The organism is Streptococcus sp. 2022WUSS135 (assembly GCF_044427045.1).
Lineage (GTDB): Bacteria > Bacillota > Bacilli > Lactobacillales > Streptococcaceae > Streptococcus > Streptococcus hashimotonensis.
Genome location: NZ_JAOTGL010000001.1, coordinates 94,367 through 121,364, shown reverse-complemented (window position 1 = coordinate 121,364; position 26,998 = coordinate 94,367). Strand labels below are relative to the sequence as shown.

Below are 26,998 nucleotides of genomic sequence, written 5' to 3'. Positions count from 1 at the left end.
ATACTACAAACGACCGTTGATGTCCTGAATCTGCCGCTCCATTTTCCGATAGTTTAGGAAAAAGAGAGAAGCATAGACCAAGACAAAGATAAACCAGAAGAAGAGGAGGGTACCTAGTTTCACGGGAAACCAGCCAGCCAAAATGCTCAGCGGTGTGAAGCCTAAAGCTGTGATGCAAAAATGCGTTGCCGTCATTCTCAAAAGGCTCCAATCCTGTTCAAAAATCTTGTCTGCCAGCTGAAACAAGAAACCGATTGCTGCCCAAATCAGTACACAGATAAGCATGACGGTTACCTGATTAAAATTGCTTAGGTAATAAGCCCCCATGGTTGAATGTGGATTAACTGGCAAATAATAGCCTTCGCTAAAGAAACCCGCCATGACGATTGAAATCAAACTGCCGATTGTAACGCCTAAACTGGCTGATAAGATGTATTTTTTCATAATCCTAACCTTTCTTTGATAACTTTGAGATAACGACGGGACGAGTAGGTGACAGAGCCATTTTTCATGACTAGTTTGACCAGACCATTGGCTGTCAACTTGAGGTGTTCCAATTGCTTGATGTGAATGATTTCCGACTGGGAAATCTGCAAAAAGTTAGCAGGCAGTTCCTCCTTAACCTGATACAAGCGTAGGTTGGAAGTAAAGGAATCTCCCACCGTTTCCACCTGTAAAACCTTGTCTTCCAAGTAGAGCCTGACAATCTCATCATGTTCCAAAAGATAGACCTGCTCTCCTTTTTTGACTGTCAGCCTAGATGTCTGCTTGTCTAGATTTTGAACATAGGCCACCAACTGTGTAATCTGCTCAGACATAGCTTGAGCCTCAATGGTCACTAAGTCTTCCAAAATATCTGGTGAAATCGCTAGTTTTACTTTCATCTTTTCTCCTTTTTTCTTTCTGACCCTATTAAACACCATTTCTTTACTGGTTTCAAGGGCTTTTGACTATGTGGTCATTTTCCCGCACTAAACGGCAAAAAAAGCCAGAACAGCTGTCCTGACTTTCATTGTCTTATAATTTCTTCTTCAACTCCGCAACTGCCATCATGACTTCCATTGGGGTCATATTGTAGATGTCTAGTTTTTCCAGTTCATCGAGGACTGGGTGAGAAGGCGTGTCTGCGAAGAGGTCGATTTGACCAGACGGCTCTTCCACTACTGACGGAGCTGGGGTAGCTGGTGCAGTAGGGGCTTGGTTTTCAAGTGTCTGCAAAATCCTATCCGCCCGCTGCAATAGCTCCTCTGGCATTCCCGCAATCTTAGCCACATGAATCCCGTAGGACTTGTCAGCTGGGCCTTGTGCAATCTTGTGGAGGAAGGTGACTTGGCCGTCCTTCTCCAAGGTCGATACATGGACATTCTCTAAGTGTTCCAAGGTCTGGCTAAGGTCTGTCAACTCATGGTAGTGGGTGGCAAAGAGAGTCTTGGCACCAATCTTGTCGTGGATGTACTCGATGATAGACTGGGCCAGGGCCATACCGTCATAGGTAGCCGTTCCCCGTCCAAGTTCATCAAAGAGGATGAGCGACCGATCTGTCGCCAGACGGACCGCCTTATTAGCCTCCATCATTTCGACCATGAAGGTCGATTGACCGCTGACCAGGTCATCTGCTGCCCCAATCCGAGTGAAAATAGCATCGAAAATCGGCAATGCAGCCTGATCCGCAGGCACATAGGAACCCATCTGCGCCATGATAACGATAACCGCCAACTGCCGCATATAGGTAGACTTACCACTCATGTTTGGACCAGTAATCAGTTGCATATGCGTATCGGTATTCAAGTGAATAGAGTTGGGAATATAGGTCTGCTTGCCCATGACCTTCTCCACCACCGCATGACGACCACGGTCAATGGTCAGTTCTCTTTGATCTGTAAAGCGTGGACAAACCAAATGTTGCTGCTCCGCCACAACTGCAAAGGCCTGCAAAACATCGATGGTTGCAATGGTCCGAGCTAACTTCTGCAAGCGACCGATATATTTCTCAACCTCTTGGCGAATCCGCATGAAAATCTCGTACTCCAAATTAGCAGACTTATCACGCGCCTCCAACATCTGCCCTTCGATCTTAGCCAACTCTTCCGTTCCATAGCGCTCCGAGTTTTTCAAGGTCGCCTTACGGAAGAAATGACTAGGCACATTGCCCAGATTGGAATTGGTCACATGGAAATAGTAGCCGTCTTTTTTATTGTAATCAATCTTGAGATTATTGATACCAGATGCTTCACGCTCCTTGGCCTCAATCTCCGCAATCCAACCCGCTCCCTCACGCATGACCAGACGGTACTGATCCAGCGTTTCGTCAAAGCCCGTACGGATGATGTTTCCATCTGTGATGGTCCCTTGGGCATCTGGGTCAATAGCAGAGCTGATGAGAGCATGCAGTTCTGGAATTGGGTCCAATCCAGCTACCAGATTGCCTAGAGCAGGCTCATTGATTTGTAGCAAGATATTCTTGATTGCTGGGATATTTCCCAAAGTCTGGGAGAGCTGCAAGAGATCCTTGGGCATGGTTTTTCCAAAAGACACCCGACTGGCCAAGCGTTCGATGTCATAGACACCTTTTAAAGCCTCGACCAAGTCACTCCGTTCAAAGAAGTAATCCAGAAAAACCTGGACGACAGCCTGACGATTCTCAATCCGCTTAAGGTCAATCAAGGGACGATCAATCCATGTCCGCAATAGTCGCATGCCCATTGCTGTCTTGGTTTCGTCTAGCAACCAGTACAAACTACCGTGCTTCTTGCCTGTCCGACCGTTTTCAAGCAGGTCCAGACTGGACTTGGTTGCATAGTCCATTTGCAGATAGTCCTTGATTTCATAATGGACCACCTTTTGCAAGTGGCTTAGATCTCGCATCTGAGTCCGATGAAGGTAGCTGAGGAGTTTACCCGCCGCAGCCTTTTCCAAGTCTGTCAAGGAGTTATCAATCAGCTGAACATCCTCCTTCACCTCATCTTCAAAAGACAGCAACAAGTTCATCTGATTCGAGAAAACCTGCTCCTCTTCCTCCGACAGAGCATAGCCGATGACCAATTCACGTGCCCGTAAGTTGCGGATTTCACCGCAAAGACTGGTAAAATCATCCAAACTAGTCACAAAAAACTGACCTGTTGATACATCCATATAAGAAAGTGCGAACTGCACTCCCTGACGGTCAATCGCAACCAAATAGTTACTATCTGCTCCCATTTTGGACGAGTCTGTTACCGTACCAGGAGTAATGACCTGCACTACTTCCCGCTTGACCACGCCGACTGCCTGCTTAGGATCTTCCATCTGCTCAGCAATAGCGACCTTATGCCCCAATTCAACAAGTGTGTCGATATACTGTTGTGCCGCGTGATACGGTACCCCCGCCATAGGAATCGGATTCTCCGCATTCTTATTCCGACTGGTCAAGGACAATTCCAAAATCTGCGCCGCTTCTACCGCATCTTCATAAAATAACTCATAAAAGTCTCCCATACGGAAAAGCAAAAAAGCATCTGGATACTGTGCTTTTATATCCAGATACTGCTGCATTCCCGGAGAAATTTTTTCTGTTGCCATCATCTCTCCCTGTTCTAATTCAAATAGTAGTTAATCTCCGCTTCAACTTGCTGAGCCGCTACATCATCTCGACAAATAACTAAAAGTGTATTAGCTCCAGCCAGCGTTCCCAAAATAGTCTCTGGCTTTTCTGCATCAATGATATTGGCCATCAAGGCCGCTTCTCCCAGTTCTGAATGAAGGACCAGAATAAAACTAGCCCTATCTACTTTATACGCATATTGTGCCAATAATTGGATAAAATTCACGCGCTCTTCTTCGATAGCTAAGGAATAAAATGAACGCCCATTTTCATGAATTTTTATCACTCCCAACTCACGTAAATCACGAGACAAGGTTGTCTGGGTTACCACTACCCCTCGAGCCTCTAAACCTTGCTGAATATCCGTTTGTCGCCCTATTTTTTCTTGACGAATCATGTCCTTTATTAAATCATGTCGTCCTGCTTTATTCATCATTTTACCTCAAAATGTATATTTATAGAAATATTATAACACTTTTCCCCGCTATTAGCCTAGAAATGTGTTAAAATAGAATCAATAACTTTGGAGGAAATCCTATATGAATCAAAAACAAGTGATTGCAGAAAGATTGGCTGCCATCCTTCCGAGTTTGGAAGTGGAAGCTATCTACAATCTGCTAGAAAAACCAAAATCATCAGAAATGGGCGATATTGCCTTCCCAGCCTTCTCACTTGCTAAAGTGGAACGCAAGGCTCCACAGGCTATCGCAGCGGACATCGTTGAAAAACTCGATACAACTGGCTTTGAGAACGTTGTTGCAACTGGTCCTTACGTCAACTTCTTCTTGGACAAGGCTGCTATCTCCCACCAAGTCTTGACAGATGTTATTACTGAAAAAGACCAATACGGTCAACTCAACATCGGTCAAGGACGCAATGTGACGATTGATATGTCTAGTCCAAACATTGCTAAACCTTTCTCAGTTGGCCATTTGCGCTCAACCGTTATCGGTGATGCCCTTGCTAACATCCACGAAAAGCTTGGCTACAACCCAATCCGTATCAACCACTTGGGTGACTGGGGCAAACAGTTCGGTATGTTGATTGTTGCCTACAAACTCTGGGGTGATAAGGCTGCGGTCGAAGCAGACCCAATTTCAGAACTCCTCAAACTCTATGTGCGCATCAATGCTGAAGCGGAAGAAAAACCTGAGTTAGACGACGAAGCACGTCAATGGTTCAAAAAATTGGAAGACGGCGACCAAGAAGCCTTGGAATTATGGCAATGGTTCCGTGATGAAAGCTTGGTCGAATTCAACCGCATTTACGACAAACTCGATGTAACTTTCGACAGCTATAATGGCGAAGCTTTCTACAACGATAAGATGGACGAAGGCATCCAAATCTTAGAAGAAAAAGGACTTCTTCAAGAATCTAAAGGTGCGAGAATCGTTGACCTTGAAAGCTATAATCTTCCACCAGCCCTCATCATGAAAACAGACGGTGCAACACTTTACATCACACGTGACATGGCAACAGCTATGTACCGCAAACGCACTTACGACTTTGTGAAAAGCATCTATGTCGTTGGTCAGGAGCAAATCAACCACTTCAAACAGCTCAAGGCTGTCTTGAAAGAAATGGATTTCGACTGGAGCGACGATATGACCCACATCACCTTCGGTCTGGTTACCAAGGATAAGAAAAAACTCTCTACTCGTAAAGGAAATATTATCCTACTCGAGCCAACTCTAGATGAAGCTATTTCACGCGCCCTTACTCAAATCGAAGCCAAAAACCCTGACCTTGAAAACAAGGAAGAAGTGGCACACGCAGTTGGTGTCGGCGCTGTTAAATTCTACGACCTCAAAACCGACCGTGACAACGGCTACGACTTCGACCTAGAAGCCATGGTTTCCTTCGAGGGCGAAACAGGGCCTTATGTCCAATACGCATACGCCCGCATCCAGTCTATCCTGCGCAAAGCCAACTTTGTACCAAGCGCAGAAAATGACTACAAACTAGCTGACGCAGAAAGCTGGGACATCATCAAGCACATCCAAAACTTCTCAAACGTTGTAGAACGTGCTGGTGACAAATTTGACCCATCCCTCATCGCTAAATACGCGATCAACCTAGCTCAAGCCTTTAACAAGTACTACGCCCACACACGTATTTTGGACGAAAGCCCAGAGCGTGACAGCCGTCTAGCACTTGCCTACGCAACAGGTCTTGTCCTCAAAGAAGCCCTACGTCTTCTCGGCGTAAAAGCACCAGAAAAAATGTAATCATGACCACCCGTCAAACGGGTGGTTTGAACAAGGGCTATAAGCCCACATCACCAGCCAGCGCCTAAAGACGCTGGCTTTCACTTTGTTCAAGCCTCACTGCTTTTGACTCGTCACTAGCCTCTTAAAGAGGCATTCGTACTACTTGCCATTATCCCTAAAGGGATCTTCATACTCTTTTACACTTAATTTATCAAGTGCTATATCATGTTTTTCCTGTTCTTGTATATATTTCTTAATTGTGGCTTCATTAAGTCCAACCGTACTTACATAATATCCCTCTGCCCAGAAATGACGATTGCCAAATTTATATTTGAGATTGGCGTGTTTATCAAACATCATAAGAGCACTCTTACCTTTTAAATAACCCATAAAGCTTGATACACTTAATCTCGGAGGAATACTGACTAACATATGAACATGATCCGGCATCAGATGTCCTTCGATAATTTCTACGCCTTTATAACTACACAAACGTCGGAATATTTCTCCCAAACTACTTCGATATTGATTATAGATGATTTTTCGTCTATACTTAGGGGTGAAGACAATGTGGTACTTACACAACCACTTTGTATGTGATAAACTATGTGCCTTTTGTGCCATACTTTTCTCCTCTCGCTTTACAATGGCTTGAACACCTTTATTGTATCGCGTTTGGAGTTTTTTGGTATAACCTTCGTCGCGCACCCGCATAGCGGGTGGTTTATTTGTCACGCACCTTACGGAGCGTGACGGACTAAAAGTCACATAATCATTAACAAGTTGGTCTTGTGCCAACTTGTTTTTTAATGTATACTAGAGGAAAAAATTCGGAGGTACATTAGATGATGATTAAACCACTGGAAACGGAAAGTGAAATGCTAGGTAAGGCCTATGTTCATTGGAAATCGTGGCAGGAAGCCTATGCTGACTTGTTACCTCAGGAATTTTTAAAGAATACTTACACCTTAGAACGCTGTCAAGACTGGGCGGTTCGGTATCCTCAGAATATCCTGATTGCTGTGATGGATGATAAGGTGGTTGGCTTTGCATGTTACGGCTCGTCTAGTCAGGAGGATTTGCCAGGAGCAGGGGAGCTCTACGCCCTCTATGTCTTGGCGGACTATTATGATCAGAAGATAGGCTACCAGCTCATGCAGGCAGCTTTGGAAAAATTGCAGAGCTACGAAACAGTTACTCTCTGGGTATTGGAGGGGAATGCGCGTGCCATTGCCTTCTATGAAAAAGTGGGCTTCCGATTTGATGGTGTCAAAAAAACGGTCAATTTAGGTGCAGAACGTACAGAATACAGAATGATTTTAAAATAGAAAGAGAGAGAAAATGGCTAGAAAAGAAATGGTCACTTTGACCAACATGTGTCTAATCGAAGACAAGGAAGGGAAAGTCGTTGTGCAAATTAGGGAGCCAGAACGCTATCGTTGGTCTGGTGTTGCCTTTCCAGGTGGACATATTGAAGAAGGCGAGAATTTCCATGATTCGGTTGTTCGTGAGGTCTTTGAGGAGACTGGCTTGACGATTGCAAATGCACGATTAGTCGGAATAAAGCATTGGCCGGACAAGGAAGGGTATCGTTACATTGTATTTCTCTATAAGGCAACAGAGTTTACAGGAGCTATCCGATCAACTGAAGAAGGTGAGGTGCGTTGGGTCGAGAAGTCGGACCTGCCTCAGATGGATTTGGCCTATGATTTGCTAGAAATACTGAAAGTCATGGATGAGCCAGATTTGTCCGAGTTCTTTTATACTAGAAAAAATGAAGATGGAGAGTGGGATAAGAATTTTAGGTAGAAGTTAGAAATAGCTTCTTTTTTATGTTATTTGAATAAAAATACAATAAATAAGTCGACAAATGTATAAAAATGACATAAAATGTTTTTATCTTTCAAAAAAGGAGAAAAAATATGCATTTTACTACAATGAAAGTCCGATGTTTTATATAAAAAAACGGTATAAGTATGCACAGGATTATTTTAAAGGAGAATATGATGATGAAAAAATATATTATGACAGGCTTGGTTTTACTAGCAACGATGACCCTAAGCGCTTGTAGTGGAAATGCTACTCAAGAAGATACTTCTTTGAAGGATGTTCAGGAAAAGGGAAAACTAATTGTTGCATTGAATCCAGAATTTCCACCATTTGAGTTTAGAACACTGGTTGATGGCAAAGATACAATCGTTGGAGCTGACATTGAGCTTGCAAAAGCCATTGGTCAAGAATTGGGTGTAGAAGTCGAATTTTCAGCGATGAGTTTTGATAATGTTTTGAACAATGTCCAGTCAGGGCAATCGGATATTGCCATTTCAGGAATTTCAGCCACTGAAGAGCGTGCAAAAGTGTATGATTTTTCCATTCCTTACTACACCTCAACCAATAAAGTTATTATAAATAAAGAGGATCTGGCACAATATACATCGCTTGATTCTCTAGCTGAGGCAAATATAGGAGCACAAAAAGGTTCTATTCAAGAACAAATCGTTAAAGAACAGCTTCCATCTTCCACGGTTATCGCTCTAGCTTCGAACGGAGAGTTGATTAATCAATTAAAATCACAGAAGGTAGAAGCAGTTATTTTTGAAGAGCCGATTGCGAAAGCCTATGTTGCCAAAAATGATGATTTGGTTATTTTAGATACTGAGATAAAAAGTAGTTATTCAGATGCCTATGCTATTGCCTTGCCAAAAGGAAGTACAGCCTTAAAGGAAAAAGTTGACTCTGTCATTACAAAACTAGTGGAATCTGGACAGATGGATCAATTTGTTCAAGAAGCCTATGAATTATCCATTGCCAACAATTAAATTTTATACAATTAAAGTGAATAAAAACAACATTTTCTTGACAAATGTATAAAAATGAATTAAAATGAGAATACATTCTGAAAAACCGCAAGAAAATACAATGAAAATCAATAAGCTTGTGTTTTTTAGAATAAATATTTTATTAAAATAAAGAGAAGGTAGTTAGGAAATATGAAAAAAATCTTGGCATTAGCAGCAACAGTTTTAGCAGGACTGACATTGGCAGCTTGTTCTTCGACGTCATCACAATCTGCATTAGATAAAATTAAAGAAAAAGGTACATTGGTAGTGGCAACTAGTCCAGACTATGCTCCATTTGAGTTTCAGGCACTAGTTGATGGAAAGAATGAAGTTGTTGGTGCAGATATGATGTTGGCTCAAAAAATAGCCGACGAACTTGGGGTCAAGCTTGAAGTTTCAGCAATGAGTTTTGACAATGTATTGTCTAGCGTTCAAAATGGCAAAGCTGATATTGCAATTGCTGGTCTATCGTATTCGGAAGAGCGTGCAAAAGTTTTTGATTTCTCTGAAAGTTACTATCAAATTTCTGATGTCTTACTTATCAAAAAAGATAGCGCCAATTCACTCACTTCAATTGATGCTATGAGCGGGAAGACTCTTGCGGTACAAAAGGGGTCAACACAGGAAGCCTACGCACAGGAAAATATTAGTCAAGCTAACCTCATTTCTTTAACCTTGATGGGTGAAGCTGTAAATGAGCTCAAATCAGGAAAAGTTGATGCTATTTTAATGGATTCTCCAGTTGCTGCTGGTTATGTTTCACAGAATTCAGATTTAGCCGTTGCATCCGTTGAATTTCCAACGATTGATGAGAATTCGAAAGTCATTGCTTTGCCAAAAGGTAGTACAGAACTAAAAACTGCGATAGACAAGGTTATCGCAGAAGTAAAAGCAAGTGGTGAGTTTGATACTTTCCTTGAGAAATCTGCAACATATACAAGTGTTGAATAAGAGAAATGAACAATCATCGGAAACGATGGTTGTTTTTGCATGCAAAAAAGAATGGAGTAAGTGAGCCACACCCCAAAAGTTAGACAGAAAATTTGGGTCAGTTCAATACTCCATTTTTTACAGATAATTATTTCACACGCTCTAGATAAAAACTGGTCAAACGTGGTACAGTAATTCTAGCTCCATTTTCATCGGGATAGAGGCTAAATGTGTCCATTGGAATAGCATTAGATGAGAAGACAAGTTTATATTCGCTGTCAGCTGGCAAATCCAAGTGTACATCAAATAGTTCTTGATCATTAAAGTTATGAATGGTCAAGATTTCTTGCTCATCACTAGTGCGAGAAAAAGCATACAGGCTTGCTTCTTCATCTATTTTTACCCAATTAAATCCTTTTTCATAGGCTTGGTAGTCATATTTCCAGAAAGCATCATGTTCTTTATAGAAAGTAGATAATGTTTTCATCATTTGATAGAAAGAATGGTGGATTGGAAATTGTAGCAGTCCCCAGTCCATTTCTGTATATTCGTGCCATTCACGGATATGACCCCATTCATTTCCCATGAAGAGTAATTTTTTTCCAGGATGGGCAAAGTAAAAGCTGTAGTAGACTCGAGCCAGATGGAACTTATCTTCGTAGTCGCCATTCATCTTCTCGATAATGGAATGCTTCCCATGAACAACTTCGTCGTGCGAAAGTGGTAGTAAGAATTGCTCGTTTTGGTTATAGTACATACCAAAAGTGATTTCATTTGAGTGATATTTTCGATAAATAGCAGGGCGTTCCACGAATTTTAGTGTATCATTCATCCAGCCCAGATCCCATTTCATATCAAATCCAATACCACCATCTTCTAGAGAATGTGTGACTTTAGGGAAGCTTGAAGAGTCTTCAGCAATCATCAGGACTCCCTTATAGTCAGTATGGACCATGGCATTGACACGTTTGATAAAGTCAATAGCGGCATGATTTATCTTATCTTCATCTGTTTCACCGCGCCAATAGAGGAGATAAGATAGTGCATCAACACGGATGCCATCAAAATGGAAATATTCCAACCAGTATTTTAAATTAGAAAGAAGGAAAGAACGAGTCAGTCCTTTTCCAAGGTCAAAATTAGCAGTCCCCCACTGGTGGTTTTCACGATCTTGTTCGTAGGAGTATTCGTATAGCCAACTACCATCAAATTGGTAGAGCCCATGAGCATCTTTACAGAAATGAAGTGGTACCCAGTCAAGAATCACTCCGATTCCTGCTTGGTGACATTGGTCAACTAAATACTTAAGTTCATCTGGCTTGCCATAGCGACTAGTTGGACTGTAGTAGCCTGTTACCTGATAGCCCCAAGACGCATCGAGAGGATGCTCGGTAATTGGCAATAATTCAATATGTGTGTAGTTATTTTCCTTGATATGTTCGATGAGAAGTGGAGTAATTTCCTTATAACTATTGAAAGCTTCTACAGGAGCTCCTCCTTCATTCTTATTAGCAAATTTTTGCTTCCACGAACCTAAGTGCACCTCGTAGATGGATACTGGCTGTTCTTTAAAATCATAGTTAACACGATTATACATCCAGAGGTCATCTTTGAATTTATAACGCGAATTGTAGGTTGTAGAGGCAGTGTCTGGACGAACTTGGCTGAAAAATGCATAAGGGTCAGCCTTATATATTTCACGCCCATCGTGTGTGATAATCAGGTATTTATAATCCTCAAGGGATTTTAATCCGTCTACATAAAGTTGAAACACACCATCAATTTCACGCTCCATAGAGTGACTGCGTTGCCACTCATTAAAGTTGCCAACTAAGAATACTTCTCTGGCATTTGGGGCATAGACACGAAATTGGGTTCCGATAATTTTGTTTCCTTCTTTTATAATATGAGCACCCATTTTTTCGTAAAGAGTGGTATGCTCACCAGCATTCATATAATATAAATCTAGGTCAGTAAATTCTGTCATAGCAATCTCCATTGCCGAAAAGGAGTGGACTAGGGTCCCACTCCGATTCAGTTTATTTTTTCATCTTATTTCCTAACCACTAATTTCACGGTAGAGCCAGATGTATTTCTCTGCCGAAGCTGTCCAACTAAAATCACGCTTCATAGCTTGTTCAACCATGGCATGCCAGTCATCGGGACGATCATAGTAGGTTTGAAGGGCTAAATCATAGACTTGTCGCATATTGTAAGCGTCACGCCCTCCAAAGCTAAAACCAGTTCCTTCCTTGGTAGACATATTGTATGGTACTACAGTATCAACCAAGCCACCTGTTTCACGCACTAGAGGGAGTGTTCCGTAATGCATTGAAATCAACTGGCTAATGCCGCATGGTTCAAACATAGAAGGCATGAGGAAGAGATCGCTTGCTGCATAAATTTGGTGGGCAAGTGGTTCATTGTAACCACGGTAGAATGCAAATTTATCAGGATAGGCGTGTTTAAAGTGATTAAAGGCATTTTCAATGTCTTCCTCACCATTGCCTAAGATAACAAATTGGACATGGGCTTGAAGAAGATGCCCAAGTACCTCGGTCAAGAGATAGAACCCTTTTTGCCATGTCAAGCGAGAGACGATACCTATCAATAGGACATTCTCATCTTGTGGAAGGGCAAATTGTGCTTGCAGGGCCAGTTTATTAGCCTTTTTACTTTCAATCGTTTCAAGACTATAATTTCTCACAAGGTACTGGTCTGTTTGACTATCCCAACTATCATAGTCGATACCATTGACAATGCCAACCAAGTCATATTTGCGTAACTCTAGTACATGTTGCATGTTTTCGCCGAATTCTTCCGTTAGGATTTCGCGAGCATAAGTTTCAGAAACTGTAGTAACCTTGTCAGCGTATAGGATGCCAAGCTTCATGAAGCTGATACATTCATCATGAAAACGTGCAATACCATCCAAATAGTAGCTATAGTCCATGCCAAGCGCTGACCAAAGCGCTTGTTTATGGAAAATTCCCTGAAAAGCCAAGTTATGAATAGTGAATACATGCTTGACATTGCGGAATTCTTCGCGGTAGCTATAGAAAGTACGGCAAAGGAATGGAAGGGCAGCAGTGTGCCAGTCATGTGTGTGCATGACATCCGGGAAGAAATGAAGTGCTTCTAACAGACGACATGTAGCATGTTGGAAATAGCCAAAACGCATGGCATCATCGTCATATCCATATAGTTCATCGCGTTCAAAGAAATCGCGGTGCTCAATAAAATAGAATGTTACTCCATCAACAACCTGACTGTAAACATTTGCCATAGATTGGATGTCGCCAGCCCGCACATCAAAACTTGATACGTAATCGAAATCAGAGTGATTGTTTACTGCAATTTTTTTGTAGAGTGGTAGAACGACTCGGACATCTAAACCCTGTTTTACCAATTCTTTTGGCAAAGAGCCAATAACATCAGCCAATCCGCCAGTCTTGATGAACGGAAGCCCCTCGGATGCTACAAAGAGAACAGATTTTTTTGTCATGTTAGCTCCTAAATGATTTGGTGTGGTTTCAAGTATGAAGGCGAAGTTTCGCTTCCCTTGATGTCAATTGGGTGAATAATTTTAGTTGCTTTATCGATAATTGCATTTTCAATATTTGCCCCACTCTTGATTGTCACGCCATTGAGAATGATTGAGTTTTTGATAACAACGCCTTCTTCGATGATAACATCGCGGTCAATGACTGAATTTTCGACTTGACCATTGATGTTCGCCCCGTTTGAAATTAGGCTACGTTTGACCTCTGCCAATGGACCATACAAACATGGTGAGCTATCACTTGTTTGGGTATGGATTGGCCAATCATGTTTGAAGAGGAGTTTGCGGGTATCTTGGTCAATCAATTCAATTTGAGTATTGAAGTAGGAAGCAGTCGTATTGATACATGCGACATAATCACGATGTGCATAGCCCATAATCTTGTACTGGTCAACTGTATCACGTAAAATATCTTTTAACCAGTAGAGAGACGACACTTTGTTAGCACGTTTAATCAAGTCGATAAATGTAGTCCGTTTCATAATGTAGGCTTCAAGGGACACGGGACGGTTTTTATATTTACCATGGTTTTCCTCAAAAGCTACGACACGACGGTCTTCACCAAATTTGAGAGTTTGGCAGCCGATGAAATTTTCTTTAGCATCTGAAACGTTTTTATAAAGAACGGTAATATCAGCATCCGTTGCGATATGGTCATCCATGACTTTTGAAAAATCCTGGCTATAGATGAAGTAAGATGGAGCAACTAGCACATAATCTTTTGTAGAATTTTCGATGTAGTGGATGTTTTCTGTGAAGGCATTAATATCATGACGATAGACACTATTTGGGTCTGTTGCGCTATTGAGCAAGCGAAGGGTACCGCGTTTACTGTTGATATTATAGTGTTTTCCTGTACCAACGTGCTGAATTGTTGAACGCATTTCGGCAGGCATGTACACTTGGAATTCTGTAATTCCAGAGTTTGACATATTGGATAGAGCAAAGTCAATTAGGCGATAACGACCTAAGAAACCGAAAGCTTGTACGCCACGGTGCTTCATCACATCACCAAAATGTACGTTGTTTCCTTCAATATTTACAATTCCGAGAGTATTTCTTAGCATAGCAGTCCTTTCTTACTTGGTTACATTCTTGTCGATCAAGAGGATATGGTCGATGTCTCCTGTGAGTTTAACTCCGTCAGCAATTTTAATATTTTCAGCGACGATGACGTAGTCAAGCTCAACACCTTCGCCGATAATAGCACCAGGCAGGACGACAGAATTTTTTACGACGGCATTTTGGTTGACCTGTACATCTGTTGAAATAACAGAATGTTCTACTGTACCCTCAATAACTGCTCCTTTATCAATATAGGCAGATTTAACAGTTGCAGTCGCACCAATGACTTGGGCAGGAGATCCCTTATCCTCTGAATAGATTCTCCATGAGCGATCAGAAAGGTCCAAATCTCCAGCGTGATCAATCAAGTCCATATTGGATTCCCAGAGGCTGTTAACGGTACCTACGTCTTTCCAATAACCACGGAATGGATGGGCAATGAGAGTGCGGCCATCTTCTAAGTATTTCGGAATGATGTCATGCCCAAAATCGTGAGATGAAGTGTCCAATTTGTCATCTTCTTGAAGGTACTTTTTCAAGGTCTTCCAAGTGAAGATATAGATACCCATTGATGCTAAATTGCTCTTAGGATTTTCTGGTTTTTCTTCAAATTCTTCAATACGGTAATCTTCGTCCGTATTCATGATACCAAAACGTGAAGCTTCTTTGATTGGAACTTCGATAACCGCAATCGTGGCATCTGCTTTTTTATGAATATGTGTATCAAGGAGTTTGTCGTAGTTCATCTTATAGATGTGGTCACCAGACAAAATCAATACGTACTCTGGATCGTGAAGATCAATGAAATCAATGTTCTGTGTAATAGCGTCGGCTGTACCTTTGTAAAGTCCGAAACCTTCGATTTTTTCACTCGGTGGTAATACAAAGACACCAGATCCTTGTACATCAAGCCCCCAACGTTGAGACTGAGCAACGTATGAGTTCAAGAGAACAGGCTCATACTGAGTCAAAACTCCGACAATATCAATACCTGAGTTGGCACAGTTACTGAGAGGAAAGTCAATAATGCGGTACTTTCCGCCAAATGCGACCGCTGGTTTGGCGACTTTTTTTGTCAACCCTTCTAGACGTGTTCCACGTCCACCAGCAAGAATCATAGCTAACATTTTATTTTGAGCCATCTAACCACTCCTTAATATATATGATACATGTATTATAGCATAGAGTACAAAAAAATGAAAGCGTTTCCTTAAAGAAAAATGAATTATTTTCATTTTTCTTTTCAACGTCTTTCATAAATGTATCATAACATATTGTATTTTGTTTGTCTATATAAAATGGTATTTATTTTTGGTCGAATTTTACCTCTTCAAGTAGGTAATTGATGAATTTTTCTCCCATGTCGGACAGCAATGCCTTTTCGTGTTGGATATAGACCAATTCGATTTCATCGTCAAATTCCAGAGGAATGGATACAATATTATCTCCGTTAAGATTTGAATTGAGGATACCTGTTGCGATTGTATAGCCATCCAGACCGATTAAGAGATTGAAGAGTGTGGCACGGTCAGATACGACAATCGATTTTTTATGGTGTTCCTGGGCTAGAATTTCTTCTGCAAAGTAGAAGGAGTTGTGAATACCTTGCTCGTAGCTGAGATAGGGGAAATCTACCAAATCATCGAGAGTGATTGACTTTCTTTGTGCCAAAGGATTGGTTTTGCTGACAAATACATGTGGTTTGGCAGTGAAGAGAGTTGTATAGGATAGTCGATTGTCATCCAAAAGTTTCAGCAGAACATCACGGTTGAAATGGTTGAGGAAAAGCACTCCGATTTCTGAGCGGAAATTCTTAACGTCATCAATGATTTCCCAGGTCCGCGTTTCACGTAGGAAGAGTTCATAATCTTCCATTTCAGTTTCTTTTAAAAGTGAGACAAAGGCATTGACGACAAAGGCATAGTGTTGAGAAGAGACGCTAAATAGTTGGCGTTTTGCATTCGGATTTTTATAGCGGTCTTCCAGTAGTTCGGTCTGCTCAACAATTTGACGAGCGTAGGAAAGAAACTCCATGCCATCCTTTGTCAGGGTAATGCCCTTAGAATTACGGAAAAAGATTTTAATTTTCATTTCTTTTTCCAAGTCTCGTACAGCGTTGGAAAGGCTAGGTTGGGTAATGAAGAGTTGCTTGGCAGCCTCATTCATACTGCCTGTTTCTGCAATTTTGATAATATAGTATAATTGTTGGATTCTCATACCTCTATTGTAACATGATTTGACAAATTATTCTAAAAAATGTATAATGCTGAAAATATATCCTTTAACTGAGTCCAGAGAGGCGAAGAAGGGAACGTGATAAATAGGGCAAATGTTGCCTTCTTTTCGTGTAACCTTGCTAGCCAGCAAGGTTTTTTTCTCTATATCGACTTTCTTGTTTTCTGTGTCATTGTTATATAGAATAGGAGAAAAGATGATTTTAAAAGAACAGATGTTACTGGTGGACCAAGTCCAACTAGCGCCACGAATTTTTGCGATGACCTTGCAGGGGGATATGGTCCAAGATATGAAAATGGGGCAGTTTATCCATATTCGTGTCCCAGATGATTCCATGCTCTTGCGGAGACCAATATCTATTTCCGAGATTGATAGGAATAAGTCTCAATGTCGGATTATTTACCGAGTGGAAGGTCAAGGGACGGAAGTCTTTTCGAAAATGACTATTGGGCAGTATTTGGATGTTATGGGACCGCTTGGGAAAGGGTTTGAAGTAGACTTTCTCAAAGAAGGTGACCACATTCTCATCATTGGCGGAGGAATCGGTGTTCCTCCCTTGGTGGAAGTGGCGAAACAGGCGGCGAACCGTGGCGCCAAAGTCACGTCAGTCATTGGCTTTGCCACCAAAGAGGCTGTCATTTTGGAAGAGGAACTGGCAAGCTATGGGGGGGTCTATGTCACAACAGATGATGGTTCCTATGGGCGTAAGGGGAATGTCGCAACGGTCGTTGAAGAGCTGACAAACGAGTTTGCAGCCATTTACTCATGTGGGGCGCCAGCTATGATGAACTATGTTGACCAACGCTTTCAGGACCATCCTCATGCCTACATTTCACTGGAGGCTAGGATGGCTTGCGGGATGGGGGCGTGCTATGCCTGTGTTGTCAAACCCAAAGAGGGACAAGAACACGAGAACAAGCGTGTCTGCAAGGAAGGTCCAGTCTTTACAACTGGTAGTCTGATTTTATAGGAGGTTGAAATGACAAAACGATTAGCGATTTCCTTACCAGGCTTGGACTTGAAAAATCCCATCATTCCAGCCTCTGGCTGCTTTGGTTTTGGTCAGGAGTATGCAGATTATTATGACCTTAATCAGCTTGGTTCCATTATGATTAAGGCGACTACTCGGTATCCTCGTTATGGCAATGCGACTCCCCGTGTAGCCGAGACACCAGCAGGTATGCTCAATGCCATTGGACTTCAAAATCCAGGCGTTGATGCCGTCTTATCCGAAAAACTCCCCTGGTTGGAACAGCATTTTCCAGACCAGCCTATCATTGCCAATGTGGCTGGTTTTTCCAATGAAGAATATGCTTATGTGTCAGGAAAAATTTCAAAGGCTCCAAACGTAAAAGCTATCGAGCTGAACATTTCCTGTCCCAATGTGGACCACGGAAATAATGGTCTCTTGATTGGACAGGTACCAGAATTAGCCTATCAAGCAGTAAAAGCAGCAGTCGAAGCCTCATCTGTCCCTGTTTACGTTAAGCTGACACCAAGTGTGGCAGACATAACCTTGTTGGCCAAGGCTGCTGAGGATGCTGGAGCGACTGGCTTGACGATGATAAATACCTTGGTTGGTATGCGATTCAATCTCAAAACTCGACAACCAATCTTGGCAAATGGTACAGGAGGAATGTCAGGTCCAGCAGTTTTTCCGGTTGCTCTCAAACTCATTCGTCAGGTTGCACAGATGACTGATTTACCGATTATTGGTATGGGTGGTGTGGATACGGCGGACAAGGCTATAGAGATGATGGTTGCAGGAGCTTCAGCTGTAGGGGTAGGAACAGCCAACTTTACAGACCCATTTGCTTGTCCAAAGATTATTCAAGACTTACCAAAACGCATGGAAGTTTATGGTATTGATAGTTTGGAAGGTTTACGCCGAGAAATCAGACATAGCTTGGGTAAGCGTTGACAAAGGTAAAATAAAAGAGTAATATAAAGAAAATATCTCCTTTAACTAAGTCCAGAGAGGCTAGGAAGGTGTCATGTAATAGGCTTGAAAGGTGATTTTCAAGCTGAATTCGTGCACATCCCTGACCGATTTGGCAGGGATTTTTGTGTAAATGAAAGGATTTATATGAAAGAAACAAGACCAATTATTGCCCTTGACTTTGCAGGTAAAGAAGAAGTTCAGTCTTTTCTGGAACAGTTCCCACCAGATGAGAAACTCTATGTAAAGGTTGGAATGGAGTTGTATTATGCGGAGGGACCAGGTATTATCAATTATTTGAAAGGCTGCGGTCACAGTATTTTTCTAGATTTGAAACTGCATGATATTCCTAATACCGTCGAGTCTGCTATGAAAGTCTTGGCAAAACTCGGTGTGGATATGACCAACGTTCACGCTGCTGGTGGTGTTGAGATGATGCGGGCAGCACGAAGGGGATTGGGTAAGGATGCTGTTTTAATAGCGGTCACTCAGTTGACCTCTACCTCAGAGGAGCAGATGAGAACAGACCAGAATATACAGACTAGTTTGCAGGAAGCGGTTGTTCACTATGCTCAAAGAGCACAAGAAGCTGGTCTTGATGGGGTGGTTTGTTCAGCGCATGAGGTGGCTTTGATTAAAGATGCCACAAGTTCTGATTTTGTGTGCCTGACGCCAGGGATTCGTCCGACTGGCGGTGAAGTAGGCGATCAGAAACGAGTTATGACACCAGCAGATGCTGCTCGAATCGGTAGTGATTACATCGTAGTAGGTCGCCCGATTACAAAATCAGCACAGCCTTACCAGACCTATTTGTCTATTAAAGAGGAGTGGAATCGTGAATAAGGTTTATCAGGTTATCATCGATAGACCTATCGGGTATATTGATAAATTTGGCAACCAGTACCCCATCAATTACGGCTACGTTCCAAATCTATTGGCTGGAGATGGTGAAGAACAAGATGTTTACATCATTTCCAAAGCTGTTCGGCAGCCTTTGACAGCTTTCGAGGGGAAATTGGTCGCGATTATCCATCGTAGAGATGATGTTGAGGATAAATGGGTTCTGACAGGTCTTGATGAAAAACTTACCGTGACAGAAATAAAAGAGAAAACCAATTTCATTGAACAGTATTTTGATTCATGGATTGAATTGGTGGACTAGGAGAAATCTGTAAGAATTCAACAGGGGATAAATATAGTTTTTTGTAGGGTTCATAGATTGAACCAATACTTTAGGAGTGACAGGCTATTCGGCGGGATGGTCATGTTGGAATGGTACGCATTTAGAAGGAGGTCTATTATGACACTAGCAACAGAAATCGCAGCACACTTATTGGATATTAAGGCAGTTCATCTGCGCCCTGAAAAGCCGTTTACATGGGCATCAGGTATCAAATCCCCTATCTATACAGATAATCGTATTACACTATCTTATCCTGAAACTCGAAATTTGATTGAAGATGGCTTTGTCCAACGTATTGAAGAGGAATTTCCTGAGGTTGAGGTGATTGCCGGAACTGCCACAGCAGGTATTCCCCATGGTGCTATCATTGCAGATCGGATGAATTTGCCATTTGCTTATATCCGTAGCAAGCCAAAAGACCATGGTGCAGGGAATCAATTAGAGGGTCGCATCGTCAAGGGACAAAAAATGGTTGTCGTTGAAGACTTGATTTCTACTGGAGGGTCTGTTCTAGATGCCGTAGCAGCAGCTGAGCGTGAAGGCGCTGACGTTATTGGTGTTGTGGCAATCTTTACTTATGAATTGCCAAAGGCAGATCGTAATTTTGACAATGCTGGCGTGAAATTGGTGACGCTCAGCAATTATTCAGAGTTAATCAAGGTCGCAAAAGTACAGGGATATATCAATGCAGATGGTTTGAATCTGCTTAAAAAGTTCCGTCAAAATCAAGAAACTTGGCAGGAAGACTAGATTTGAAACGAGCCCACGCACGATTTCTGGGAACTTATCCTGTAAAATGGTATAATAGTCTCTAACGTATTTTGAGAATACAATAATTGACCGTATGAGGAGAAAAACATGATTTCAGTTATCGTGCCTTGTTTTAATGAAGAAGAGGCAATTCCCTATTTTTACGATGCTATGGAGAAAGTTCGTAAGGAGATGGGGGAACAATTTGAGTATATTTTTGTCAATGATGGTTCAAAGGATAGGACATTAACGGTTTTACGCCAATTGTCTGGTCAAGACCGAGCTGTTCGCTATCTTTCTTTTTCAAGGAATTTTGGGAAAGAAGCTGCTCTCTATGCAGGTCTACAAGCTGCGAAAGGTGAGCTAGTGACTGTCATGGATGTTGATTTGCAAGATCCACCCGAAATGTTGATGGAAATGAAGGCTATGTTGGATGGAAATCCGGATTTAGATTGCGTTGGAACCCGTCGTGTCAGTCGTGATGGTGAGCCACCGATTCGTAGCTTTTTTGCAAAATTATTCTACAAATTGATGAATAAAATCAGCCAGGTCGAGGTAGTAGACGGTGCCCGTGATTTCCGTCTCATGCGTCGTCACATGGTAGATGCTATTCTATCTGTGTCTGAATACAATCGCTTTTCAAAAGGAATTTTTGCCTGGGTTGGATTCGAGACAGAATACTTGCCATATGAAAATGTTGAGAGGGTCGCTGGTGAAACTAGTTGGTCTTTCTGGAAATTGCTTTCTTATTCTATTGAAGGAATCATCAATTTTTCAGATACACCTTTGAATATTGCCTCCTATACAGGTTTCTTCACCTTCCTGTTGTCGCTAGTTCTAATGGTTTTTGTGGTTTTCAAAACCTTGGTGTTCGGAGATCCTACAATTGGCTGGCCGTCGACTATTTGTATCATCCTATTTTTGGGAGGTCTGCAGTTGATGACCATTGGTATTCTCGGTAAATATTTGGCAAAAGTTTTCTTGGAAACGAAGAAACGTCCGATTTATATTGTTAAAGAGAAAAGTTCAAACTAGGAGCAGTTTATGGAACATTCAGCTTGGCACGAATTGATAAAGGCGCAGTTGCCAGAGCATTATTTTGGTAAAATAAATCAGTTTTTAGATCATGTTTATGCTGGTGGAACCATTTATCCGCCTCGTGAGAAGGTATTTGCTGCCATTCAAACAACGAATTTGGAAGAGGTTAAAGTAGTTATTCTGGGACAGGATCCCTATCACGGACCTGGTCAGGCACAGGGCTTGTCGTTTTCTGTTCCGAACTCGGTACCAGCTCCGCCATCTCTTCAAAACATCTTAAAAGAATTGACGGATGATATTGGCGTCAAACAAGATCATGATTTGACAGCCTGGGCGGAACAAGGTGTGCTTTTGCTCAATGCTTGTTTAACTGTTCCAGCAGGTCAGGCAAATGGACATGCAGGGCAAATTTGGGAGCCTTTTACGGACGCTGTTATTAAGGTGGTCAATAGCTTAGACCAGCCTGTCGTCTATATTCTTTGGGGTGCTTATGCTCGCAAGAAAAAGGCGTTGATAACCAATCCAAAACATCTGGTTATCGAATCTGCTCATCCAAGCCCTCTTTCAGCCTATCGAGGTTTCTTTGGAAGCAAGCCCTTCTCACAAGCAAATGCCTACTTGACTTCACAAGGCAGAACAGGAATTGATTGGCTGCGATAGTAGATAGTAATGGCTTTGGTACTACAAAGGAGAATATGAATGTTATTAGTGAAAAATGGTCGAGTATTGGATCCGCAATCCGGTTTAGATAAGGTTTGCGACATCTTGATGGACGGAAGTAAGATTGTTAAGATCGCGGAGTCAATTTCAGAAGATGTTGAGCAAGAAGTGATTGATGCAACAGGATTAGTCGTTGCTCCTGGCTTGGTCGATGTTCATGTGCATTTTCGGGAGCCTGGTCAGACCCATAAAGAAGATATTCATACAGGAGCTCTTTCTGCAGCAGCGGGTGGTTTTACTTCTGTTGTCATGATGGCTAATACTAGTCCGACGATTTCAAATGTTGAAACCTTAAAAGAAGTATTGGATTCCGCTAAAAAAGAAGCTATTCACATTTATAGTGTGGCAACCATTACAGATCATTTCGATGGGCAAAACCTGACCGATTTTCCTGCTTTGCTAGAAGCTGGAGCGGTGGCCTTTTCGGACGACGGTATTCCTTTGACAAATGCTGGCGTGGTTAGAAAAGCTATGAAATTAGCCAAAGAGCAGGGCTGTCTCATCAGCCTGCATGAAGAAGACCCTGACCTGAATGGCGTCTTGGGACTCAACGAGCAAGTAGCTGAAAAACATTTTCATGTTTGTGGAGCAACAGGCGTAGCAGAATACAGCATGGTCGCTCGCGATGTCATGATTGCCTATGAAACGGGTGCGCGTGTTCATATCCAGCATCTATCCAAAGCCGAGTCGGTCAAGGTGGTTGAATTTGTTCAAGGTCTCGGAGCAAACGTCACGGCAGAAGTAGCACCTCAACATTTTTCACGAACTGAGGACTTACTTCTAACAAAAGGTGCCAATGCTAAGATGAACCCACCACTACGATTAGAAAGTGATCGCTTGGCTGTGATTGATGGGTTGAAATCTGGTGTTATCTCTGTCATTGCGACGGACCATGCTCCTCATCACGCGGATGAAAAAAATGTAGAAGATCTCACAAAGGCCCCATCAGGAATGACAGGCTTGGAAACCTCGCTTTCACTTGGTTTGACGCATCTGGTGGAAGAAGGGCATCTGACACTCGTGCAATTGCTGGAGAAAATGACAATTAATCCAGCCAAGCTCTATGGTCTTGATGCTGGCTATCTTGCTGAAAATGGCCCAGCTGATCTTGTTATTTTTGACCCAAATGCAAATCGGTTGGTCACAGCGGATTTTGCCTCGAAGTCTGCTAATTCTCCGTTTGTTGGTGATAGTCTGAAAGGACAGGTCCTTTACACCATTGCAAATGGACAAATAGTATTTGGTAAATAGGAAATGAGCGGATTAGATAGCTAATTCGCTTATTTCGAACCTTTTTGACATGTAAGCGATTTTAAAGTTTTTGTTTTTTGTTAAAAAGTGTATAATAGAGATATAAAAAATGCCGAAGAAAGGTCTATTTATGAAAAAGAAAAAAATCTTGTTGCCTGTAATGTCCACACTCTTGTTGGCTCCATTTGTTTTAGCTCAACAAGTACAAGCTGCTGAGACAACGACTGCAGCTACCACAACCAATCAGCCAGCAACGACTGATGCAACTGCTACGGTACCAGCAACGTCAGTTGAAAACGTAGCAACGGAGGAAACTGTTGTCCCTGCTGCGGAAGAAACAGTAGAGGCAGTCATTATCCACACAAACGACGTTCACGGTCGCATTCTTGAAGAAAAGAATGTCATCGGTGACGCTAAGGCTGCGGCAGTCATTGAAGAAGAACGTGCCAAAGTAGAAAATACAATTGTAGTAGATGCTGGTGATGCCTTCCAAGGACTTCCAATTTCCAACTCTACAAAAGGTGAAGACCGCGCCAATATTATGAACCAAGTCGGCTATGATGCAATGGCTGTTGGTAACCATGAATTTGACTTTGGGATGGATCAAGCAATCAAGTACAAGGAAACTTTGAACTTCCCGCTATTGAGTGCTAACACTTACGTTAATGGCGCTCGTGTTTTTGAAGCTTCAACTATCGTCGATAAAACTCCAACTGTTGTAGGTGATGAATTTGTAGTTATCGGTGTAACAACACCTGAAACTGCAACAAAAACCCATCCGAAAAATGTTGAGGGAGTAACATTTACCGACCCAGTCACAGAAGTCAATAAAGTGATTGACGAAGTGGAAGCACGTGCTCTAGCAGATAATCGTGTTTACAAGAACTATATCATTCTAGCTCACCTAGGTGTCGATTCTACAACGCCTGTTGAATGGAGAGGCTCAACTCTTGCTGAAGCACTTTCTAAAAATAGTAAATTAGCTGGTAAACGTGTTATTGTTATCGACGGTCATTCCCACACGGTAGAAGCGACTACCTATGGAGATAATGTTACTTATAATCAAACAGGCTCTTACTTGAACAATATCGGTAAAGTAACCTTGAAATCCGATAAATTATTGGGTGAAGCTAGTTTGATTTCTGCCGCGGATACTAAAAATGTGACGCCAAATGCTAAAATCGCAGCCTTGGTTGATGAAATTAAAGCAAAATATGAAGCTGAAAATGCTCAAGTAGTTATTGAAAATAACCCAGTGGAATTAAACGGAGACCGCTCAAACGTGCGTGTTCGTGAAACCAACTTGGGGAATGCAGTGACAGATGCAATCTATGCCTATGGTCAAACAGGATTTTCAAACAAAACTAGCCTTGCTGTGACTAACGGTGGTGGTCTACGTGCAACAATTGCTAAGGACCAGCCTGTAACAAAAGGCGATATTATTGCTGTCTTGCCATTTGGTAACATCGTTTCCCAAATCACTGTAACTGGTCAGCAAATTTATGATATGTTTACCAAGTCTTTATCATCTACATTGCAAGTGAATCCAGAAACTGGCGAGATGCTTTTAGATAAAAATGGCATGCCACTCTTTGAAGCTAGTGGTGGATTCCTACACATTTCAGGAGCAAATGTATTCTACGATCCAACTCTTCCTGTAGAAGAACGTGTTCTTCTTATCGGTATTCTTAATCCAGAGACTGGCGAATATGACGCCTTGGATCTTGAAAAAACGTACTATTTAGCAACAAATGACTTCCTTGCTGCTGGTGGTGATGGCTACACAATGCTTGGCGGAGCACGTGAAGAAGGTCCTTCAATGGACAGCGTCTTTGCTGAATACCTAAAGACAGCTGACTTATCAGCTTATGAGGTTGTCAACCCATATTCACGTATCATTCCTGTAAATTCAAGCATTGATACGGATGAAGATGGCTACCCAGACTTTATCGAGATTTTATTGGATACTGATCCAGAAAATCCAGCATCAAATCCAGAAACTGTTCCAGCCGAAAATACAGATTCACCATCTAATCAAGTACAAAATACTTCGGCAACTGACAAGAAGGTCCCAGTTGATTCTCCAAAAGTAGGAGATAAAAAACCAGAAGTAGCAAGTCCAGTAAAAACTACAAAAGCAGGAGTCTTGCCAAATACTGGTGACCAGATGAATCTGACGCTCAGCCTGTTTGGTTTAGGTCTTGCAGGACTGGCCATGGCAGTAGGTCGTAGAAAAGAAAATTAATCAATCATCTGAAAACAGGGTCTTCGGACTCTGTTTTTGACTGGAGGAAACATGCAAACTGTATTTCAATATCAAAAAGAGGGGGATCGTGAGCAGATTAGTTCTTATGTTCTGCTTAGCAACTCCCCACGTCGTAAACAATTATTGGGATTTTTACAACCACAAATCGCATCAGTTGAAGTGGATGAGCGTGGTATCGAGGAACATTTTATGAAACAATTCGCTACAGATGATTTTCTCACTCGAGCTGCAAAAACCTGTTGTGAAATTTCCAAAGCCAAATCGGACATGGATTTGGTAACTGGCCATCTCTACATTTCTGCGGATACAATCGTCGTGTCAGATGGGAAAATTTTTAACAAACCTCAAGATTTGATAGAAGCTGAAACCATGTTACGTTCCTATTTTGGAAAGAGCCATCACGTTGTAACATCTGTCTGCCTACGGACAAGTCACTCACTGGATGTTTTTTATACGGTTGCACAGATTGATTTTGTCGACTATTATCCAGCCTTGGAAGAAGCGATTCAGTCCTATATCCATGATAAACAACCACTCGACAAGGCAGGTGCATACGGTATTCAGGAGCTTGACCCACGCTTTGTAGCAGGTATTTCTGGGGATGTTCACACCATTATTGGTCTACCTGTAGCAGAAGTTTCGCGCAGGATTTTTGGGAGTGGGAAAGAACTCTACTAATCGAAAAAGAGTTCGTCTTCCCACCCCCGCACAGTTGATTAGGTCAGATTTGGAGTGTGAAACGCGAACAAATCTGCCAATCAACCACTGCGCTGAGATGTTGACACTAACCTTATTAAGTGATGCTATAATTTAGCTCAGCATTTTGAAAAATAGCAGAGCTCAATAGCTAGTTTGTGGTATAATAGTGGTCGAAAAGGAGAGTTTATGACCGTCGACATTGAAAGATACAAGCAATTGGCCCAGCAGAAGCAAGGAGAACATCGAAAATTTCTAGCAAATTTGAAGAAAAAAGCACCTAAAAATTTGGATAGAATTGTTCAAGATATTCATGCCGAAGTATTTTCTGAAATCGACTGTACAGAGTGTGCCAACTGTTGTAAAACGTTGGGACCGCTCTTTACAGAAGCAGATATTACCCGAATTGCCAAGCATTTGCGTATGAAACTTCCAGTTTTTGAGGACATGTACTTGCGTGTGGATGAGGATGGAGATAAGGTATTTCAATCCATGCCCTGTCCCTTCCTTGGAGGCGATAATCTATGTAGTATCTATGACGCTCGTCCCAAAGCCTGTCGAGAATTTCCGCATACTGACCGCAAGAAGATTTATCAAATCAACAATTTAACAATAAAAAATACTCTGATTTGTCCCGCAGCCTATCTCTTTGTCGAAAAGTTACGGGAGAGAATTTAAGAGGAACAAGTAAGACAAAATATTGATTTTCTGCTATAATAATAAAAAAACAAGC

The 26,998-nt window shown here is 41.9% G+C and carries 26 protein-coding genes; 16 read left to right on the top strand and 10 right to left on the bottom strand.

What is annotated here, in order from left to right:
* Positions 1–3: 3 nt before the first annotated feature.
* From ODU45_RS00620 to argR, 4 genes are all read right to left on the bottom strand, one after another.
* On the bottom strand, positions 4–444 hold the full coding sequence (locus tag ODU45_RS00620) for a DUF3021 domain-containing protein (protein ID WP_172030094.1): 441 nt from the start codon (positions 442–444) through the stop codon (positions 4–6).
* Positions 441–884: a LytTR family DNA-binding domain-containing protein gene (locus ODU45_RS00615; RefSeq protein WP_172026862.1), complete on the bottom strand. Its 444-nt coding sequence runs from the start codon at positions 882–884 to the stop codon at positions 441–443. Before ODU45_RS00615 ends, ODU45_RS00620 begins: the two co-directional genes overlap by 4 nt.
* Positions 885–1,017: 133 nt before the next feature.
* On the bottom strand, positions 1,018–3,558 hold the full coding sequence (gene mutS, locus ODU45_RS00610) for a DNA mismatch repair protein MutS (RefSeq protein ID WP_398580555.1): 2,541 nt from the start codon (positions 3,556–3,558) through the stop codon (positions 1,018–1,020).
* 14 nt (positions 3,559–3,572) lie between these two features.
* Positions 3,573–4,013 (bottom strand): arginine repressor, encoded by a 441-nt coding sequence (argR, locus tag ODU45_RS00605; RefSeq protein WP_105147652.1) that lies wholly within the window; start codon positions 4,011–4,013, stop codon positions 3,573–3,575.
* 106 nt (positions 4,014–4,119) lie between these two features.
* Here argR and argS point away from each other — a divergent pair, with 106 nt between their 5' ends.
* Positions 4,120–5,808 carry an arginine--tRNA ligase gene (gene argS / locus ODU45_RS00600; protein WP_398580554.1) on the top strand — a complete coding sequence of 563 codons (1,689 nt, stop codon included), beginning with the start codon at positions 4,120–4,122 and terminating at the stop codon, positions 5,806–5,808.
* A 141-nt stretch (positions 5,809–5,949) separates the two neighbouring features.
* On the opposite strand, the gene tnpA is transcribed toward argS, so the two are convergent.
* Positions 5,950–6,414, bottom strand: coding sequence for an IS200/IS605-like element ISSsu4 family transposase (gene tnpA / locus ODU45_RS00595; RefSeq protein WP_029172398.1), 465 nt, complete (start codon positions 6,412–6,414; stop codon positions 5,950–5,952).
* 221 nt (positions 6,415–6,635) lie between these two features.
* On the opposite strand from tnpA, the gene ODU45_RS00590 reads away from it, so the two are divergent.
* From ODU45_RS00590 to ODU45_RS00575, 4 genes are all read left to right on the top strand, one after another.
* Complete coding sequence (locus tag ODU45_RS00590) at positions 6,636–7,118, top strand: GNAT family N-acetyltransferase (RefSeq protein WP_169051057.1); 483 nt, start codon at positions 6,636–6,638, stop codon at positions 7,116–7,118.
* 13 nt (positions 7,119–7,131) lie between these two features.
* A complete protein-coding gene (locus tag ODU45_RS00585) occupies positions 7,132–7,599 on the top strand; it encodes an 8-oxo-dGTP diphosphatase (protein ID WP_398580553.1) in 468 nt (155 codons plus the stop codon).
* Positions 7,600–7,799: 200 nt separating this feature from the next.
* Positions 7,800–8,609 (top strand): transporter substrate-binding domain-containing protein, encoded by an 810-nt coding sequence (locus ODU45_RS00580; RefSeq protein ID WP_079254971.1) that lies wholly within the window; start codon positions 7,800–7,802, stop codon positions 8,607–8,609.
* 171 nt (positions 8,610–8,780) lie between these two features.
* A complete protein-coding gene (locus ODU45_RS00575) occupies positions 8,781–9,581 on the top strand; it encodes a transporter substrate-binding domain-containing protein (protein WP_398580552.1) in 801 nt (266 codons plus the stop codon).
* A 127-nt stretch (positions 9,582–9,708) separates the two neighbouring features.
* Here the strand turns inward: ODU45_RS00575 and glgB are convergent, their stop codons facing one another.
* From glgB to ODU45_RS00550, 5 genes are all read right to left on the bottom strand, one after another.
* Positions 9,709–11,547 carry a 1,4-alpha-glucan branching protein GlgB gene (glgB, locus tag ODU45_RS00570; protein WP_398579909.1) on the bottom strand — a complete coding sequence of 613 codons (1,839 nt, stop codon included), beginning with the start codon at positions 11,545–11,547 and terminating at the stop codon, positions 9,709–9,711.
* Positions 11,548–11,619: 72 nt separating this feature from the next.
* Positions 11,620–13,065 carry a glycogen synthase GlgA gene (gene glgA, locus ODU45_RS00565; protein WP_398580551.1) on the bottom strand — a complete coding sequence of 482 codons (1,446 nt, stop codon included), beginning with the start codon at positions 13,063–13,065 and terminating at the stop codon, positions 11,620–11,622.
* 8 nt (positions 13,066–13,073) lie between these two features.
* Positions 13,074–14,189 carry a glucose-1-phosphate adenylyltransferase subunit GlgD gene (gene glgD / locus ODU45_RS00560; protein ID WP_011922501.1) on the bottom strand — a complete coding sequence of 372 codons (1,116 nt, stop codon included), beginning with the start codon at positions 14,187–14,189 and terminating at the stop codon, positions 13,074–13,076.
* A 12-nt stretch (positions 14,190–14,201) separates the two neighbouring features.
* Positions 14,202–15,329, bottom strand: coding sequence for a glucose-1-phosphate adenylyltransferase (locus ODU45_RS00555; protein WP_398580550.1), 1,128 nt, complete (start codon positions 15,327–15,329; stop codon positions 14,202–14,204).
* 163 nt (positions 15,330–15,492) lie between these two features.
* Positions 15,493–16,404: a LysR family transcriptional regulator gene (locus tag ODU45_RS00550; protein WP_012775137.1), complete on the bottom strand. Its 912-nt coding sequence runs from the start codon at positions 16,402–16,404 to the stop codon at positions 15,493–15,495.
* A 214-nt stretch (positions 16,405–16,618) separates the two neighbouring features.
* Here ODU45_RS00550 and ODU45_RS00545 point away from each other — a divergent pair, with 214 nt between their 5' ends.
* The 11 genes from ODU45_RS00545 (at position 16,619) to ODU45_RS00495 (ending at position 26,943) form a co-directional block, all read left to right on the top strand.
* On the top strand, positions 16,619–17,392 hold the full coding sequence (locus tag ODU45_RS00545; RefSeq protein ID WP_398580549.1) for a dihydroorotate dehydrogenase electron transfer subunit: 774 nt from the start codon (positions 16,619–16,621) through the stop codon (positions 17,390–17,392).
* A 9-nt stretch (positions 17,393–17,401) separates the two neighbouring features.
* Positions 17,402–18,343 carry a dihydroorotate dehydrogenase gene (locus ODU45_RS00540; RefSeq protein WP_398580548.1) on the top strand — a complete coding sequence of 314 codons (942 nt, stop codon included), beginning with the start codon at positions 17,402–17,404 and terminating at the stop codon, positions 18,341–18,343.
* A gap of 165 nt (positions 18,344–18,508) precedes the next feature.
* Positions 18,509–19,204, top strand: coding sequence for an orotidine-5'-phosphate decarboxylase (pyrF, locus tag ODU45_RS00535; protein ID WP_074391063.1), 696 nt, complete (start codon positions 18,509–18,511; stop codon positions 19,202–19,204).
* Positions 19,197–19,523 (top strand): inorganic diphosphatase, encoded by a 327-nt coding sequence (locus ODU45_RS00530; RefSeq protein WP_398580547.1) that lies wholly within the window; start codon positions 19,197–19,199, stop codon positions 19,521–19,523. The genes pyrF and ODU45_RS00530 overlap by 8 nt, the downstream gene beginning before the upstream one ends.
* Before the next feature lie 138 nt (positions 19,524–19,661).
* Positions 19,662–20,294, top strand: coding sequence for an orotate phosphoribosyltransferase (gene pyrE / locus ODU45_RS00525; RefSeq protein ID WP_172078246.1), 633 nt, complete (start codon positions 19,662–19,664; stop codon positions 20,292–20,294).
* A 108-nt stretch (positions 20,295–20,402) separates the two neighbouring features.
* Entirely contained in the window at positions 20,403–21,329 is a 927-nt protein-coding gene (locus ODU45_RS00520) for a glycosyltransferase family 2 protein (protein WP_029187282.1), read from the top strand.
* A gap of 9 nt (positions 21,330–21,338) precedes the next feature.
* Complete coding sequence (locus ODU45_RS00515; protein WP_398579905.1) at positions 21,339–21,992, top strand: uracil-DNA glycosylase; 654 nt, start codon at positions 21,339–21,341, stop codon at positions 21,990–21,992.
* A 39-nt stretch (positions 21,993–22,031) separates the two neighbouring features.
* Positions 22,032–23,303, top strand: a complete 1,272-nt coding sequence (locus ODU45_RS00510) for a dihydroorotase (RefSeq protein ID WP_398580546.1) — start codon at positions 22,032–22,034, stop codon at positions 23,301–23,303.
* A 130-nt stretch (positions 23,304–23,433) separates the two neighbouring features.
* Entirely contained in the window at positions 23,434–25,548 is a 2,115-nt protein-coding gene (gene nt5e / locus ODU45_RS00505) for a cell surface ecto-5'-nucleotidase Nt5e (protein ID WP_398580545.1), read from the top strand.
* A gap of 51 nt (positions 25,549–25,599) precedes the next feature.
* Entirely contained in the window at positions 25,600–26,247 is a 648-nt protein-coding gene (locus tag ODU45_RS00500; protein WP_398580544.1) for a Maf family protein, read from the top strand.
* Positions 26,248–26,454: 207 nt separating this feature from the next.
* Positions 26,455–26,943: a YkgJ family cysteine cluster protein gene (locus ODU45_RS00495; RefSeq protein ID WP_002936504.1), complete on the top strand. Its 489-nt coding sequence runs from the start codon at positions 26,455–26,457 to the stop codon at positions 26,941–26,943.
* Positions 26,944–26,998: the final 55 nt, after the last annotated feature.

Excerpts from the sequence above, each read along its gene's own strand:
- glgB (WP_398579909.1), bottom strand. The coding sequence starts at position 11,547 with ATGACAGAATTTACTGACCTAGATTTATATTATATGAATGCTGGTGAG.
- ODU45_RS00545 (WP_398580549.1), top strand. The coding sequence starts at position 16,619 with ATGATTTTAAAAGAACAGATGTTACTGGTGGACCAAGTCCAACTAGCG.
- ODU45_RS00585 (WP_398580553.1), top strand. The coding sequence starts at position 7,132 with ATGGCTAGAAAAGAAATGGTCACTTTGACCAACATGTGTCTAATCGAA.
- argS (WP_398580554.1), top strand. The coding sequence starts at position 4,120 with ATGAATCAAAAACAAGTGATTGCAGAAAGATTGGCTGCCATCCTTCCG.
- argR (WP_105147652.1), bottom strand. The coding sequence starts at position 4,013 with ATGAATAAAGCAGGACGACATGATTTAATAAAGGACATGATTCGTCAA.
- glgA (WP_398580551.1), bottom strand. The coding sequence starts at position 13,065 with ATGACAAAAAAATCTGTTCTCTTTGTAGCATCCGAGGGGCTTCCGTTC.
- nt5e (WP_398580545.1), top strand. The coding sequence starts at position 23,434 with ATGAAAAAGAAAAAAATCTTGTTGCCTGTAATGTCCACACTCTTGTTG.
- ODU45_RS00510 (WP_398580546.1), top strand. The coding sequence starts at position 22,032 with ATGTTATTAGTGAAAAATGGTCGAGTATTGGATCCGCAATCCGGTTTA.
- ODU45_RS00520 (WP_029187282.1), top strand. The coding sequence starts at position 20,403 with ATGATTTCAGTTATCGTGCCTTGTTTTAATGAAGAAGAGGCAATTCCC.
- ODU45_RS00590 (WP_169051057.1), top strand. The coding sequence starts at position 6,636 with ATGATGATTAAACCACTGGAAACGGAAAGTGAAATGCTAGGTAAGGCC.
- ODU45_RS00495 (WP_002936504.1), top strand. The coding sequence starts at position 26,455 with ATGACCGTCGACATTGAAAGATACAAGCAATTGGCCCAGCAGAAGCAA.
- pyrF (WP_074391063.1), top strand. The coding sequence starts at position 18,509 with ATGAAAGAAACAAGACCAATTATTGCCCTTGACTTTGCAGGTAAAGAA.
- glgD (WP_011922501.1), bottom strand. The coding sequence starts at position 14,189 with ATGCTAAGAAATACTCTCGGAATTGTAAATATTGAAGGAAACAACGTA.
- ODU45_RS00575 (WP_398580552.1), top strand. The coding sequence starts at position 8,781 with ATGAAAAAAATCTTGGCATTAGCAGCAACAGTTTTAGCAGGACTGACA.
- ODU45_RS00515 (WP_398579905.1), top strand. The coding sequence starts at position 21,339 with ATGGAACATTCAGCTTGGCACGAATTGATAAAGGCGCAGTTGCCAGAG.
- pyrE (WP_172078246.1), top strand. The coding sequence starts at position 19,662 with ATGACACTAGCAACAGAAATCGCAGCACACTTATTGGATATTAAGGCA.
- ODU45_RS00620 (WP_172030094.1), bottom strand. The coding sequence starts at position 444 with ATGAAAAAATACATCTTATCAGCCAGTTTAGGCGTTACAATCGGCAGT.
- tnpA (WP_029172398.1), bottom strand. The coding sequence starts at position 6,414 with ATGGCACAAAAGGCACATAGTTTATCACATACAAAGTGGTTGTGTAAG.
- mutS (WP_398580555.1), bottom strand. The coding sequence starts at position 3,558 with ATGGCAACAGAAAAAATTTCTCCGGGAATGCAGCAGTATCTGGATATA.
- ODU45_RS00580 (WP_079254971.1), top strand. The coding sequence starts at position 7,800 with ATGAAAAAATATATTATGACAGGCTTGGTTTTACTAGCAACGATGACC.
- ODU45_RS00615 (WP_172026862.1), bottom strand. The coding sequence starts at position 884 with ATGAAAGTAAAACTAGCGATTTCACCAGATATTTTGGAAGACTTAGTG.
- ODU45_RS00500 (WP_398580544.1), top strand. The coding sequence starts at position 25,600 with ATGCAAACTGTATTTCAATATCAAAAAGAGGGGGATCGTGAGCAGATT.
- ODU45_RS00550 (WP_012775137.1), bottom strand. The coding sequence starts at position 16,404 with ATGAGAATCCAACAATTATACTATATTATCAAAATTGCAGAAACAGGC.
- ODU45_RS00540 (WP_398580548.1), top strand. The coding sequence starts at position 17,402 with ATGACAAAACGATTAGCGATTTCCTTACCAGGCTTGGACTTGAAAAAT.
- ODU45_RS00555 (WP_398580550.1), bottom strand. The coding sequence starts at position 15,329 with ATGGCTCAAAATAAAATGTTAGCTATGATTCTTGCTGGTGGACGTGGA.